The organism is Pseudomonas sp. FG43, assembly GCF_057809175.1.
In genome coordinates, this window is the sequence record NZ_JBMDJL010000009.1 from 61,387 (window position 1) to 75,326 (window position 13,940).

At 58.7% G+C, this 13,940-nt stretch carries 12 protein-coding genes; 9 read left to right on the forward strand and 3 right to left on the reverse strand.

Annotation, left to right across the window (positions count from 1 at the left end; translation table 11 throughout):
- Window positions 1–98 precede the first annotated feature (98 nt).
- The 5 genes from pcaH (at window position 99) to pcaC (ending at window position 4,634) form a co-directional block, all read left to right on the forward strand.
- Window positions 99–818, forward strand: a complete 720-nt coding sequence (gene pcaH, locus ACODS3_RS12720) for a protocatechuate 3,4-dioxygenase subunit beta (protein WP_025260530.1) — start codon at window positions 99–101, stop codon at window positions 816–818.
- Between the two features lie 12 nt (window positions 819–830).
- Complete coding sequence (gene pcaG / locus ACODS3_RS12725) at window positions 831–1,433, forward strand: protocatechuate 3,4-dioxygenase subunit alpha (protein ID WP_489034556.1); 603 nt, start codon at window positions 831–833, stop codon at window positions 1,431–1,433.
- 73 nt (window positions 1,434–1,506) lie between these two features.
- Window positions 1,507–2,856: a 4-hydroxybenzoate transporter PcaK gene (gene pcaK, locus ACODS3_RS12730; RefSeq protein ID WP_201019069.1), complete on the forward strand. Its 1,350-nt coding sequence runs from the start codon at window positions 1,507–1,509 to the stop codon at window positions 2,854–2,856.
- Between the two features lie 21 nt (window positions 2,857–2,877).
- Entirely contained in the window at window positions 2,878–4,239 is a 1,362-nt protein-coding gene (locus ACODS3_RS12735) for a 3-carboxy-cis,cis-muconate cycloisomerase (protein WP_489034558.1), read from the forward strand.
- On the forward strand, window positions 4,236–4,634 hold the full coding sequence (gene pcaC / locus ACODS3_RS12740) for a 4-carboxymuconolactone decarboxylase (RefSeq protein WP_201019071.1): 399 nt from the start codon (window positions 4,236–4,238) through the stop codon (window positions 4,632–4,634). Before ACODS3_RS12735 ends, pcaC begins: the two co-directional genes overlap by 4 nt.
- 51 nt (window positions 4,635–4,685) lie before the next feature.
- On the opposite strand, the gene ACODS3_RS12745 is transcribed toward pcaC, so the two are convergent.
- Window positions 4,686–5,942 carry an OprD family porin gene (locus tag ACODS3_RS12745; RefSeq protein WP_201006898.1) on the reverse strand — a complete coding sequence of 419 codons (1,257 nt, stop codon included), beginning with the start codon at window positions 5,940–5,942 and terminating at the stop codon, window positions 4,686–4,688.
- A gap of 240 nt (window positions 5,943–6,182) precedes the next feature.
- On the opposite strand from ACODS3_RS12745, the gene ACODS3_RS12750 reads away from it, so the two are divergent.
- On the forward strand, window positions 6,183–7,067 hold the full coding sequence (locus ACODS3_RS12750) for a DMT family transporter (protein ID WP_201019072.1): 885 nt from the start codon (window positions 6,183–6,185) through the stop codon (window positions 7,065–7,067).
- Window positions 7,068–7,207: 140 nt separating this feature from the next.
- Here ACODS3_RS12750 and ACODS3_RS12755 read toward each other — a convergent pair whose 3' ends face one another.
- Window positions 7,208–8,539: an MFS transporter gene (locus ACODS3_RS12755; RefSeq protein ID WP_201019073.1), complete on the reverse strand. Its 1,332-nt coding sequence runs from the start codon at window positions 8,537–8,539 to the stop codon at window positions 7,208–7,210.
- A 611-nt stretch (window positions 8,540–9,150) separates the two neighbouring features.
- Between ACODS3_RS12755 and quiC the strand changes: the two genes are divergently transcribed.
- The gene (gene quiC / locus ACODS3_RS12760; RefSeq protein WP_201019074.1) at window positions 9,151–11,058 is read left to right on the forward strand and encodes a 3-dehydroshikimate dehydratase QuiC; all 1,908 of its coding nucleotides are present in this window, start codon (window positions 9,151–9,153) and stop codon (window positions 11,056–11,058) included.
- 100 nt (window positions 11,059–11,158) lie between these two features.
- The gene (locus ACODS3_RS12765) at window positions 11,159–11,830 is read left to right on the forward strand and encodes a TetR/AcrR family transcriptional regulator (RefSeq protein WP_201006904.1); all 672 of its coding nucleotides are present in this window, start codon (window positions 11,159–11,161) and stop codon (window positions 11,828–11,830) included.
- Window positions 11,831–11,833: 3 nt separating this feature from the next.
- Here the strand turns inward: ACODS3_RS12765 and ACODS3_RS12770 are convergent, their stop codons facing one another.
- Window positions 11,834–12,688, reverse strand: coding sequence for a shikimate dehydrogenase (locus ACODS3_RS12770; protein WP_489034562.1), 855 nt, complete (start codon window positions 12,686–12,688; stop codon window positions 11,834–11,836).
- Between the two features lie 204 nt (window positions 12,689–12,892).
- Between ACODS3_RS12770 and ACODS3_RS12775 the strand changes: the two genes are divergently transcribed.
- A complete protein-coding gene (locus tag ACODS3_RS12775) occupies window positions 12,893–13,783 on the forward strand; it encodes a pseudouridine synthase (protein ID WP_489034564.1) in 891 nt (296 codons plus the stop codon).
- Window positions 13,784–13,940 lie beyond the last annotated feature (157 nt).

Below are 13,940 nucleotides of genomic sequence, written 5' to 3' on the forward strand. Positions count from 1 at the left end.
CAATTTTCGATTAAGTACTATCACGCGACACTTCGCCGCAGCCTGCAGCGCAAGTGATGGACACTTGCGCTCTCCATAAAAAGAACAAGGAGAACGCCATGTCTGTCGCGGACAATAGCCGCTTCGTCATTCGGGATCGTAACTGGCATCCCAAAGCACTGACACCCGATTACAAGACCTCGATCCTGCGCTCGCCGCGCCAGGCGCTGGTCAGCATTCCGCAGTCCGTTTCCGAAGCCAGTGGCCCGGATTTTTCACACCTGAAGTTCGGTCAGCATGACAACGATCTGTTGCTCAACTTCAACAATGGTGGCTTGCCCATCGGTGAGCGCATCATCGTCGCCGGTCGGGTCTGCGATCAGTACGGCAAGCCGGTTCCGCACACGCTGGTGGAAATCTGGCAGGCCAATGCCGGTGGCCGCTATCGTCACAAGCGCGACAGCTATCTGGCACCCATCGACCCCAATTTCGGCGGTGTCGGCCGGACCCTGACCGACAGTGAAGGCAACTACAGCTTCCGCACCGTCAAACCCGGTCCGTACCCATGGCGCAACGGTCCCAATGACTGGCGTCCTGCGCATATCCATGTTTCGGTCAGCGGCCCTTCGATTGCCACGCGGCTGATCACCCAGCTGTATTTCGAGGGCGATCCGTTGATTCCGATCTGCCCGATCGTGAAGTCGATTACCAACCCCGATGCGGTCCAGAGCCTGATCGCCAGGCTTGACCTCGGCATGGGCAATCCGATGGATTGCCTGGCTTATCGCTTTGATATCGTTCTGCGCGGCCAGCGCAAGACTCACTTTGAAAACTGCTGAGGAGGTTTCGACATGCCCGTTCAACTGTTGCAGGAAACGCCTTCGCAAACCGCTGGCCCTTATGTGCATATCGGTCTGGCGCTGGAAATAGCCGGTAACCCGACCCGCGAGCTGGAAATCTGGAACGAGATGGCCAAGCCCGGTGCAGCGGGTGAGCACATCCTGTTGCTGGGGAATGTCTACGATGGCAACGGCCACTTGATTCGCGATGCGTTTCTGGAGTTCTGGCAGGCCGATCACAATGGCATCTATGACAACGTCTACGCAGCCGACAAGCCCTTCAACGGCTTTGGTCGCACCGCGACGGGCGATGATGGCCTCTGGACGTTGAAGACCATCAAGCCGGGTGTCGTGCGTAACGCCGCCGGAGTGCCGATGGCGGCTCATATCAACGTTTCGCTGTTTGCCCGAGGTATCAATATCCACTTGCAGACGCGGCTGTATTTCGACGATGAGCCTCAGGCCAATGCGGTCGATCCGGTGCTGAACCTGATCGAGCAGCCGCCACGCCGCGAAACCCTCGTTGCCCGGCGTTGCAGCGTCGATGGCCAGCTGGCCTACCGTTTCGATATTTATATTCAGGGCGCGAACGAAACGGTGTTTTTCGACTTTTGAACAAAGCGTCACTGCGTGCGTTGTACGGCGCCAGCATTGGCTGGCGACCTTATAAAAATAAAAGGAAACATCCATGACGCTTTCAGCTCGCGAGCCCGCCAAGGGCACGCTCGACGTGCAGGTCTTCATCAACAGTCAGCCACTGTCCAGGTATCAGTGGCGCATTGTTGCGTTGTGCTTTCTGATTGTTTTTCTCGACGGTCTGGATACGGCGGCCATGGGGTTTATCGCCCCGGCGTTGAGTCAGGATTGGGGCATTGACCGTTCCAGTCTGGGGCCGGTCATGAGCGCTGCCCTGATCGGCATGGTGTTTGGCGCACTGGGGTCGGGGCCGCTGGCTGACCGTTTCGGGCGCAAGGTTGTGCTGGTTGTCGCGGTGTTTGTATTCGGGCTGTTCAGCCTGGCCTCGGCCTACAGCAGCAATATCGATCAGTTGTTGGTGCTGCGTCTGCTGACCGGCCTGGGGCTGGGTGCGGCAATGCCCAACGCCACCACATTGCTGTCCGAATACACCCCGGAACGCCTCAAGTCTCTGCTGGTCACCAGCATGTTCTGTGGTTTCAATCTGGGCATGGCGTGCGGCGGTTTTGTCTCGGCCAAAATGATTCCCAGCCTGGGATGGCATAGCCTGTTGATGCTCGGCGGTATTCTGCCGTTGCTGTTGGCGGTGGTGCTGATGGTCTGGCTGCCGGAATCTGCGCGTTTTCTGGTGGTACGCAATCGTGGTGCCGAGAGGGTTCGCAAGGTTCTGTCGCCTATTGCGCCGCATGAGGTGGCCGAAGCCAGTGAGTTCAGCGTTCCGGAACAAAAGACCGTCAGCAGCCGCAATGTGCTGAAAGTGATTTTTTCCGGCACTTACAGCGCCGGCACCCTGTTGTTGTGGCTGACCTATTTCATGGGGCTGGTGATCGTTTATCTGTTGACCAGCTGGTTGCCGACCTTGATGCGTGACAGCGGCGCGAGCATGGAGCAGTCGGCATTCATTGGTGCCTTGTTCCAGTTTGGCGGTGTGCTCAGTGCTGTGGGTGTCGGTTGGGCCATGGACCGTTTCAATCCGCACAAGGTCATTGGTGTGGCCTATGCGCTGGCCGGTGTCTTCGCCTGGCTGGTCGGGCAGAGCCTGCACAATGTCGCGCTGCTGGCGACGCTCGTTCTGATGGCGGGCATGTGTATCAATGGCGCGCAGTCGGCGATGCCTTCGCTGGCTGCCCGGTTCTATCCGACTCAGGGCCGCGCCACGGGCGTTTCATGGATGCTGGGCATCGGTCGCTTTGGTGCCATTCTTGGTGCCTGGGCCGGTGCGACCTTGCTGGGGTTGGGCTGGAGTTTCGAGCAGGTCCTGACCGCGCTGGTGATCCCGGCCGCGCTGGCGGCGTTGGCGATCCTGATCAAGGGCTGGGTCAGCCATGCGGACGCCACCTGATTTTTTACCTGGAGCGGTGATGTGAACAGACCGAGCAATCAACTTTTCGATGCCTATTTCACTCAGTCTCGAATGCGCGAGGTTTTCTCCGACGCCGGGCGAGTGCAGGGCATGCTGGATTTCGAGGCCGCACTGGCCAGGGCTCAGGCGCAGGTTGGCCTGATTCCCGGTGAAGTCGTGGCCGATATTGGTGAAAGCTGCCGAGCCGAGTTGTTCGATTTCGATGCGCTGGCGATTGCCATCGGTAATGCGGGCAACTCGGCGATTCCGCTGGTCAAGGTCTTGGGCAAGCAGATTGCCCTGCGTAACCCTGAAGCCGAACGTTACGTGCATATGGGCGCCACCAGTCAGGATGTGATGGATACCGGGCTGGTCCTGCAAGTGCGCCGTGCCATTGACCTGTTGGAGCGTGATCTGGAGCAACTGGCCGACGCTCTTGCCGAGCAGGCCAAGCGTCATGCACAGACGCCACTGGCCGGGCGCACCTGGCTGCAACAGGCGACCCCTGTGACGCTGGGCATGAAGATCGCTGGCTGGTTGGGGGCGGTGACCCGGCATCGCCAGCGCCTGGACGAAATCAAACCACGCCTGCTGTGTCTGCAATTCGGTGGCGCTTCCGGCAGTCTGGCGGCCTTGGGTGATCGAGCTTTTGCGGTGGCCGAGGCTTTGGCGGGCGAGTTGCAGTTGAGTGTGCCCGAGCAACCCTGGCATACCCAGCGTGACCGTCTGGTGGAGTTCGCCAGCCTGTTGGGAATGATCGCCGGCAGCCTGGGCAAGGTTGGCCGGGACATCAGCCTGTTGATGCAGACTGAAGTGGGCGAAGTGTTCGAGCCCGCTGCGGCAGGCAAGGGCGGCTCTTCGACCATGCCCCACAAGCGCAATCCGGTGGGTGCCGCGGTGATGATCGGCGCGGCAACCCGCGCGCCGGGGCTGGTTGCCACGATGTTCGCGGCCATGCCTCAGGAACACGAACGCAGCCTTGGCCTGTGGCATGCCGAATGGGAAACCTTGCCGGAACTCTGCTGCCTGGTGTCCGGTTCGTTGCAACAGGCTTTGCAGGTCGTGCCCGGGCTTGAAGTCGATGAGCCGCGCATGCTGGCCAATCTGGATTCCACTCGCGGGCTGGTGCTGGCTGAAGCCGTCAGCATTGCTCTGGCTCAGCGTATTGGTCGTGACGCTGCGCATCATCTGGTCGAGCAGAACTGTCGTCGGGCAGTCCAGCAGGGCGTGCATCTGCGTCAGGTGCTGGGCGAGGATCCGCAAGTCTCTGCCCAATTGTCATCCCAGGAGCTGGATCGCCTGCTCGATCCGGCCCATTACCTTGGTCAGGCCCGACTCTGGGTCGAACGTGCCGTGGCCGAATACACAAGGATCAAGCAATGAACGAAGAAGAACGCTATCAGGCCGGCATGCAGGTTCGTCGTGCGGTGCTCGGCGATACTCATGTCGATAACAGCCTGAAAAAACTGACCCCGTTCAACGAGGAGTTTCAGGAGATGATCACCCGCCATGCCTGGGGTGATATCTGGACTCGCCCTGGTTTGCCGCGTCATACCCGCAGCCTTGTCACCATCGCCATGCTGATCGGCATGAATCGCGAAGGGGAGTTGCGTCTGCATCTCAAGGCCGCCAAAAACAATGGCGTGACCCGTGACGAGATCAAGGAAGTGCTGATGCAGAGTGCGATCTACTGCGGGATTCCGGCAGCCAATGCGACGTTCCACCTTGCTGAAGAAGTGTGGGACGAGATGGGTGTGGAGTCGTTGAACAAGGAGTGATGTCGGGCTCATGAAAAGGCCGCCAGGTTTTTCCCTGGCGGCCTTTTTCTATCAGAGCAGCGACAACGGATAGCTGATGATCAGACGGTTCTCATCGAACTGGTTGGTGCTGTAATCACGGCGCATGCTGGAGTTGCGCCACTTGAAGGACAGGTTCTTGAGCGAGCCGCTCTGGAAGACATAGGCCAGTTCCGATTCCCGAGCCCATTCTTCGCCATTGGTGATGGTGCCGGTGTGCACGTTCTCGCCACTGATATAGCGGTTCATCAGGGTCAGGCCGGGCAGGCCGAGTGCGGCGAAATCGTAGTCATGGCGCAGTTGCCAGGATCTTTCCTTGGCGTTTTCGAAGCTGGAGTTGTAGCTGTCGTTGGCCAGGGTGCCGCCACTGGTGCCATTGACCCGCATCCAGGCGCTGTCACCGCTGACTTTCTGCAAGCCGATGTAGAAGGTGTTGCTGCCATGGCGGGCCGAGAGCATGGCCGACCAGGTCTTGTTGTCCATGTCGCCGGCCAGCGAACGACCGTCATCCTTGCCGTTGAAGTAGCCGAGGTTGGCACCCAGCACCCAACTGCCCAGCGGCTGGCTATGGACCACGTTGAGATATTGTTGCTGGTAGATGTCTTCAAGCTGGGCATACCAGAGCCCGACCAGGGTGCGTTTTTCGTTGAAGGTGTATTCGCCGCCACCAAAGTTGAAGCGGTCGGAGGTGAACGCTCCGCGACCCTGCATCGACATGTCTTCCATGCTCGCGTCGTTGCGTGGGCTATTGGCGCGGAACTGGCCGCCGTAGAGTGTCAGGCCGTCGATTTCCTTCGAGGTGATCTGGCCGCCACGGAAGGTCTGAGGCAGCGAGCGGCCATCGTCGGAGCGCAGGATGGGCAGCACCGGCATCCATTCGCCGACTTTCAGTTCGGTCTTGGAGAAACGCGCCTTGGCCGCGACGCCCAGTCGTCCGAAATCATCGGCGGGGCGTCCGTCATCATGAATCGGCAGCAGTTGTGTACCGCCCGAACCTTTGCCGCCGTCAAGCTTGAGGGAGTAGATCCCCAGTACATCGACACCAAATCCGACGGTGCCTTGAGTGAAGCCGGAGCGGGCGTCGAGAATGAAGTTCTGGGTCCATTCCTGGGCGCCGTTCTGGGCGTTGTCCGGGTCGACGAAGTTGCGGTTGATAAAGAAGTTGCGTAGGTTCAAGCCCACCTTGGCGTCGTCGACGAAGCCTGCGGCCTGGGTGAGGGTGGGAGCGAGACTGGCTGTGATAGCCGCAGAAAAGCCGCAAAGGATTTTGCAGTTGGATTTCAAGCGCATGAGGTAGGAGCCTTCTTATCATTATGTGGGCAGTACAACTGGCTCTGATAGTAAAGACCAAAGAAGTGGCTGCAATTGGAAAAACTCTATTCTGTGCGATTATCGACCAAAAATTAACTGGTTAGAACATTTTAACAAGACGTCCCGGTTTGCGCCTGCGATGCTCACTCAAAAAACGGTTGCGAGCCCTCTGACCGAGGCGCGTGAATATTCAGTTGCATGCCTGAACAAGGAAGCCCGATGAGCACTACCAGCACGCCGCTATCCGGTGTCAATCAACCCCTCAAGGGGATTGGCCTGATCCTGCTGGCGACTTTTCTGTTCGCCAGCCATGACACGCTTTCCAAGTACCTTTCCGGCTTCTATCCGATCATTCTGGTGGTCTGGGCCCGCTATCTGGTCCATACGCTGCTCATGGCGTTCATCTTCGTGCCGTCGGCAGGGCTGCGTGTGTTACGTACCAAGCGACCGGGTTTTCAGGTCTTGCGTGCGTTGGCCCTGCTGGGCACCAGCCTGTTGTTTACCAGCAGCCTGATGTTCATCCCGCAGGCCGAAGCCACGGCGGTCAACTTCCTTGCGCCGTTGCTGGTCACGGCATTGTCGGTGCCGCTGTTGAAGGAGCGTGTCACCCGCGGTCAGTGGGTTGCGGTCGTGGTGGGGTTCTCGGGGGTCATCGTGATCATTCACCCGGGCGGTGAACTGTTTACGCCAGCGATTCTGCTGCCGCTGTCTTCGGCCTTGTGTTTTGCGGTGTACCAGTTGTTGACCCGACTGGTCAGCCCATACGACAGCCCGACCACCAGCAATTTCTTTGCCGGCCTGTTCAACACTTTGCTGATGAGCGCGCTGGTGCCGTTTTTCTGGCAGACGCCTGAACTCAAGCACTGGCCGTTTCTATTGGCGTTGGGGGCGTGCGGGATGTCCGCTCATTTGCTGCTGACCCAGGCGTTCCGCTTCACCGCCCCGGCGATCCTGGCGCCGTTCAGTTACTGCCAGATTGTCTTTGCAGGCTTGCTGGGGTTTATGGTTTTCGACCACATGCCGTCACCCATTGCACAGGTCGGTATCGTGATCATCTGTCTGAGCGGGCTTGCGGCAGCGTGGCAGCAGCGTAGCAAGGGGTGATTCAAGGCAGACAGGCACTTGTGGGAGTGGCCTTGGCCGCGACGACCAGCTTACAGGCAACACATTTTCAGCGCCTGAAACCGGGCTGTCGCGGCCAAGGCCACTCCCACGGATTGTGACCCCAGCCTTAAAACTGATTTTTATTGCTCGCTGATCTTCGGCACCTTGCGTGGTGCCATGAAGAACATCCAGGTCAGGGCAATGAAGTACATCGCCGGGATCATGGTGAACAGCACGTTGTAATTGTTGTTGGTGGCAGTCAGTACCGCGCCGACCAACTGGGTCATGAACATCCCGCCGATAGCCGCACACATCCCGCCGAAGCCGAATACAGTGCTCATCATGTGCTTGGGCGTGTAGTCCATCACCAGGCTCCAGATATTCGCTGTCCACGCCTGATGCGCACCCACTGCCACCGAGATGGCCAGTACGGCGATCCACAATCCGCTGGCATTGGCGGCGAAGATCACGCTACAGATGGTGATGGCGAAGATCAGCATCGATATCAGGCGTGCGGTGGTTGCCCGTACGCCACGTCCGATCAGCCAGGAAGACAGGATGCCACCACCGATGCTGCCGACGTCGGCAGTCAGCCAGATCAGGATCAGCGGAATACCCATTTGCGTGACGCTGATACCCAGGTTGTATTGCTGGTTGAGAAACGGCGGCAGCCAGTACAGGTAGAACCAGAACACAGGCGCAGTCAGCGAGTAGGCCACTGCGAACGCCCAGGTGCCGCGCATTTTCAGGATCTGCGAGAAGGGCACCTTGACCGGCTCAGGTTCGACTTCCTGATTGATGTAGTCCAGTTCGCTCTTGCGCAGGGTCGGGTGTTCTTCCGGGTTGTAATACTTCAGGCGCCAGATGATGACCCAGAACAGACCGAGCGAGCCCATGGCCACGAATGCAGCCTGCCAGCCCCAGACAGTCAGGATCAATGGCAACAGAGCAGGCGTCAGCATGGCGCCGACGTTGGTCCCGGCGTTGAAGATGCCGGTGGCCACTGCGCGTTCACCTGCCGGGAACCACAGGCGTGTGGTCTTGACGCAGGCCGGGTAGTTGGCGGCTTCGGTCAGGCCCAGAATGAAGCGGCAGACCATGAAACCGACAGCCGAAGTTGCCAGGCCGTGGGCACCGGTTGCCAGGCTCCACAGCAGCACGGCCAGGAAAAAGGCGCGCTTGACGCCGACCCGGTCAATGAACCGGCCTTGCAGCACGAAGCCCACCGCATAGCCGACCTGGAACCAGAAGTTGATATTGGCGTAGTCCATCGCCGTCCAGCTCATTTCCTTGGCCAGGATTGGCTGCATGACACCAAGGGCTGCACGGTCGATGTAGTTCAGGGTGGTGGCGAAGAACACCAGGGCAAGCATGCCCCAGCGGGTCTTGCCTACAGCCATGGCACCACGAATCTTTTCGCCGATGCCCGCCCGGGCAGCCCGGGCGACGGGGTTGGTTTGGGTGTTGATCATGATGTTCTAACCATCCGTTCCAAGACTGTGCAGTTCGCTACAGTCGGACTTGAGAAGTCCACTCGACTCAGGCGCTGTACATGTAAAAAAGTGACGTCGTTGAATCGTTATGCCAGTGGCCATTTACGCACGGGCATCTTCTGGACGATTTGACGGGCCAGCATCTTACAGGTTGAACCCTTCGAGTGCGCTGGGTTGATTCAGGCGTCGATGGGTCGGGTCGTGGGAACGACCGACAGGTATCGTCGGTCCAGTGACCGGGTATGGCGTATCGAGATGGGGGCGGACGGCGCAAGGAGGGTCGACATGAGCAATATTCCTGTTTTTTGAAATTGTTATGGGGTTGTTGCCGTGAAGCGGAAAACAGACACGAGGTGATCCTGTAATGTGTGGCAGATGGTGAGGACTGATCGAAACAGCGTCAATCGAGGAAAATGGCTTTTGTTCGATAATCGAACGCAAAACTAACCGGTTCGTACACTTTCTGTTGATCTGGCATTTTGACAGGGAAATACTTTACTCGCACCCCTGAATGAGGCCGAGTCAGGCCTAGAATGCGGTGCTGTCCAGTCACGACCCGAAGAGGTTGTGCTCATCCAGGAGCTCAAAGCATGCAGCGTTCTATTGCCACCGTATCCCTGAGCGGTACTCTGCCGGAAAAGCTCGAAGCCGTTGCTGCAGCGGGTTTCGATGGGGTAGAGATTTTCGAGAACGACCTTTTGTATTACGACGGCAGCCCGCGCAACGTCAGGCAGATCTGCGCCGACCTGGGCATCGCCATCACCTTGTTCCAGCCGTTTCGTGATTTTGAAGGCTGCCGTCGTGACCGCCTTCAGCGTAATGTCGATCGTGCCGAACGCAAGTTCGATCTGATGCAGGAACTGGGCACCGACCTGGTGCTGGTCTGCAGCAATGCCGCCGCCGATTCGGTGGGCGATGAAAATATCCTGCTGGATGACCTGAGCCTGCTGGCCGAGCGTGCCGGTGCGCGTAACCTGCGGGTGGGCTATGAAGCCCTGGCCTGGGGGCGCCATGTAAATACCTGGCAACAGGTCTGGAATCTCGTACGTCAGGTTGATCACCCGGCGCTGGGTGTATTGCTCGACAGCTTCCACACCTTGTCACTCAAGGGCGATCCAAGTGCCATTGCACAGATTCCCGGCGACAAGATCTTTTTCGTGCAAATGGCCGATGCGCCGATCCTGGCCATGGACGTGCTGGAGTGGAGCCGGCATTTTCGCTGCTTCCCCGGGCAAGGCGAGTTCGACCTGCCGGGCTTTCTGGCCCCGATCCTGCGCAGTGGTTACACCGGCCCTCTGTCGCTGGAAGTCTTCAACGACGGTTTTCGGGCTGCACCGACACGTGCCAACGCTGCTGACGGTTTTCGCTCCTTGCTCTACCTGGAAGAAAAAACCCGCCAACTCCTGGCCCGGGAGGCCGAACCGGTTGCTTCCGAAATCCTCTTCAACCCGCCGCCTGCCAGCACCTACAGTGGCGTCGAGTTTCTTGAGTTCGCGGTTGATGAAACGCAGGGCGCGCGCTTGTCCGGCTGGCTGGAGCGCCTCGGTTTTGCGCGCTTGGGGCAGCACCGTTCCAAGGCTGTGAGCCTGCTGGGGCAGGGCGATATCAAGATTGTGCTCAATGCTGAACCCTATTCCTTTGCCCACAGCTTTTTCGAGGCCCATGGCCCTTCGTTGTGCGCCACTGCCTTGCGAGTGGATGATGGCAACAGGGCGCTGGAGCGTGCGCGAGCGTTCAAGGGCCAACCCTACCGTGGGTTGGTCGGGCCGAACGAGCGGGAAATCCCTTCAGTGCGTGCGCCCGATGGCAGCCTGATCTATCTGGTCCAGGGCGCGGAGCCTGGCCAGTCGATCTATGACATCGATTTTGTCGTCGATCCCAAAACCAGAGATCAGGGCGGCCTGCAGCGCATTGACCACATGGCCATGGCGCTACCGGCAGACAGTCTCGATAGCTGGGTGCTGTTCTACAAGAGCCTGCTGGATTTCGAGGCCGATGACGAAGTGGTGCTTCCCGATCCTTACGGGCTGGTCAAAAGCCGTGCATTGCGCAGCCGTTGCAGCACGATTCGCTTGCCGCTGAACATTTCGGAAAATCGCAACACCGCGATTTCCCATGCCTTGTCGAGTTATCGTGGCTCCGGCGTGCATCACATCGCGTTCTCGTGCGAAGACATCTTTGCCGAAGTCCGTCGTGCCAAGGAGGCAGGCGTGCCTTTGCTGGACATCCCGCTCAACTATTACGATGACCTGGCCGCACGCTTCGACTTTGATGACGAGTTCCTCAGCGAGCTGGCCTATTACAACGTGCTGTACGACCGCGATGCACAGGGCGGCGAACTGTTCCATGTCTACACCGATGCCTTCGACGGGCGTTTCTTCTTCGAGATTCTGCAACGCAAGAACGATTATGTCGGTTATGGCGCGGCCAATGTTCCGGTACGGCTGGCGGCCATGGCCAAGGCCCGTAATGTGGCGGCGCGTCAGGCACGTCTCTGACCCTTGATACCGGGCTGCGCAGCACAGGAGTGCTTCGCAGCTTCCCTCCATCCATTACGAGCTTCATAATCCGGGATTCAACCGTGGTCGTGAGCGAATAATGAAAAAAACTGCCGACTCCGCGGCCATCGAGCCAGTCGATGTGCTGCGCAAGAGCCGCAAGAACAATCCGGAGAAAACCCGCGAGGATATCCTGCAGGCGGCCATCGTCGAGTTCGTTGCCTATGGGTTGACCGGGGCACGGGTCGATGCCATCGCCGAGCGCACCAAGACGTCGAAACGGATGATCTATTACTACTTCGGTAGCAAGGAGCAGCTGTACGTTGAAGTGCTGGAAAAACTCTACGGCGATATCCGCACCACCGAAAGCCAGTTGAATCTGGGCGAACTCGAACCGGTAGAGGCCATCCACCGGGTTGTTGAGTTCACCTTCGATCACCATGACCGCAATGTCGATTTCGTGCGGATCGTGTGCATCGAAAACATCCACAACGGCGAGAACGTCAAACAATCCGATTCGATCCAGGCCAAGAGCCAGAACATCATCCGGGCGCTGGACGATATTCTGCGGCGTGGGGAGTCGCTAGGGTTGTTCCGCGAAGGTGTCCATCCGGTGGACCTGCACCTGATGATCAGTTCGTTCTGCTTCTATCGCATTTCCAACCGCCACACGTTCAGCGAGATATTCCAGATCGAACTGTGGAGCGATGAAGTCAGGCAGCGTCACAAAACCATGATCTGTGACGCTGTCCTGAGTTATCTCAAGCGCTGAGCCTTACAGGCTGTGAAAGTGGCTCATCATGCGTTCTGCATTGGCGGGGTGGCCACTGAACAGCTCGAAGGCCTTGACCGCCTGAAAGACGGCCATGGTTGAGCCATCGAGCGTGCGGCAACCCAGTGCGCGGGCATGTTTGAGCAGTTCGGTTTCCAGCGGGAAGTAAATGATTTCCGCGACCCACAACTCAGGGCGCAGCAGTTCTACCGGCAATGGCGTGCCGGGCAACTTGGCCATGCCCACGGGTGTGGTGTTGACCAGCCCGTCGGCTTCGGCCATTGCGCCAGGCAGATCGATGCCCACCTGAGCCCGGCCTGCGCCGAAAAACGTATTGAGGTTATCGACCAGGCCTCGGGCGCGTTCAGGCTCTACCTCGAACACACTCAAACGTTGCACGCCTGCACTGAGCAGCGCATGGGCCACGGCTGCACCCGCACCTCCAGCGCCCATCTGCACCACATGCTGACGCGGTGCTTCAGCCAGACCGCGCTGCAACCCTTCGGCAAAACCCAGGCAATCGGTGTTGTGGCCGATGCGCTTGCCATCCTTGAACACTACGGTGTTGACCGCGCCTATGCCGCGAGCTTCATCGGAGAGTTCGTCCAGTAACGGGATGACCGCCTGCTTGCAGGGGAAGGTGATGTTCAGGCCCGTGAAGCCGCTGTTCTGGGCACCTTCCAGCAAGCGCGGCAGCGCGTTGATGTCCAGCTTGAGAGTGTCGATATCGATCAGTCGATACAGATAGCGAAAGCCCTGCGCATCGCCTTCATGCTCATGCATCGACGGGGTCCGTGAGGCCTGGATACCCGAGCCGATCAAGCCTGCGAGAATGGACGGTTTTTCAATCTGGGTCATGACTTTCTGTCTCTTGTTTTGGCGTCACTGCCCGGTGTCGGGCAAAGATTCCAGCAAAATGTACCAGATGGTTCAAAGTGCCGCAGTTTCTATCTCGGGGCCTGTGGTGATTTCGTTCGGTTATCGCCCGGATAGCGGGGATCAAGCCCTTGAGGGATAATGCCGGGCCAGTCGTTCCAGCTTTCTCAAGAGTCATACCCACGCATGTCCGAGTCCGTCTTCGTTGCCGCACATAACCAAGCCAGTACCCTGTATCTGCCGCCCGGCCCATGGGTGACGGTACTCGACTGCCTGTGCGCGCGATTCACTGCCATCAGTCGTGAGCAATGGCTGGACCGCATCGCCCGCGGCAGGGTGCTGGATGCCAATGGCATGCCTGTGTCGTCCGATCTGGCGTATCGCGAAGGCCTGAAGATTCACTACTTTCGCGAAGTCCCGAACGAAACGCCGATCCCGGTCGTGGAAACGATCCTGTACGCCGACGAGCATCTGGTGGTGGCCGACAAGCCCCCGTTTCTACCGGTTACGCCTGCTGGCGAATATGTCGAGCAAACCCTGCTGCGAAGGTTGATCCATCGGCTGGATAACCCGGATCTGGTTCCGCTGCACCGCATCGACCGGCATACCAGCGGGCTGGTGCTGTTTTCGGCCAACAAGCAAAGCCGCTCGGCCTATCAGGCGTTGTTTCCCACCCGAAAGATCGACAAGCGTTATGAAGCTATCGCACCTGCGCTGCCCGAACTTGAGTTTCCTCGGGTACATGAGAGCCGGCTGGTGGATGGCGAGCCGTTTTTCCGCATGCAGGAAGGGCCTGGCGCAAGCAATACCCAGACCCGCATCGAAGTCCGTGAGCGCAACGGGGAGTTATGGCGCTACGGGCTTTATCCGGTGACCGGCAAGAAGCACCAGTTGCGTGTGCATATGGCGGCGCTGGGTGCGGCGATCTGCAATGACCCGTTCTATCCCGAGGTCATCAAGGATGCAGTCGATGAGCATGATCGGCCATTGAAGCTTCTGGCCCAGGGGTTGCGTTTTATCGATCCGGTAAGCGGAGAGCCTCGCGAGTTCGAGAGCCTGCTGAAACTTGATTGGTAAGCACAGGCAGGACCGGCTTCAGCCGGGAAGAGGCTTGTACATTCAGCCCTTATTGCCAGTTCACTACCGCCTTCCCGACTGAAGTCGGTCCTACAGGGAAGGGGGTGGAATTGTGGGAGCCAATAAAAAACCCGCCATCGATGCGATTGGCGGGTTT

Excerpts from the sequence above, each read along its gene's own strand:
- pcaC (WP_201019071.1), top strand. The coding sequence starts at position 4,236 with ATGAACGAAGAAGAACGCTATCAGGCCGGCATGCAGGTTCGTCGTGCG.
- quiC (WP_201019074.1), top strand. The coding sequence starts at position 9,151 with ATGCAGCGTTCTATTGCCACCGTATCCCTGAGCGGTACTCTGCCGGAA.
- pcaH (WP_025260530.1), top strand. The coding sequence starts at position 99 with ATGTCTGTCGCGGACAATAGCCGCTTCGTCATTCGGGATCGTAACTGG.
- ACODS3_RS12755 (WP_201019073.1), bottom strand. The coding sequence starts at position 8,539 with ATGATCAACACCCAAACCAACCCCGTCGCCCGGGCTGCCCGGGCGGGC.
- pcaG (WP_489034556.1), top strand. The coding sequence starts at position 831 with ATGCCCGTTCAACTGTTGCAGGAAACGCCTTCGCAAACCGCTGGCCCT.
- pcaK (WP_201019069.1), top strand. The coding sequence starts at position 1,507 with ATGACGCTTTCAGCTCGCGAGCCCGCCAAGGGCACGCTCGACGTGCAG.
- ACODS3_RS12775 (WP_489034564.1), top strand. The coding sequence starts at position 12,893 with ATGTCCGAGTCCGTCTTCGTTGCCGCACATAACCAAGCCAGTACCCTG.
- ACODS3_RS12765 (WP_201006904.1), top strand. The coding sequence starts at position 11,159 with ATGAAAAAAACTGCCGACTCCGCGGCCATCGAGCCAGTCGATGTGCTG.
- ACODS3_RS12770 (WP_489034562.1), bottom strand. The coding sequence starts at position 12,688 with ATGACCCAGATTGAAAAACCGTCCATTCTCGCAGGCTTGATCGGCTCG.
- ACODS3_RS12750 (WP_201019072.1), top strand. The coding sequence starts at position 6,183 with ATGAGCACTACCAGCACGCCGCTATCCGGTGTCAATCAACCCCTCAAG.
- ACODS3_RS12745 (WP_201006898.1), bottom strand. The coding sequence starts at position 5,942 with ATGCGCTTGAAATCCAACTGCAAAATCCTTTGCGGCTTTTCTGCGGCT.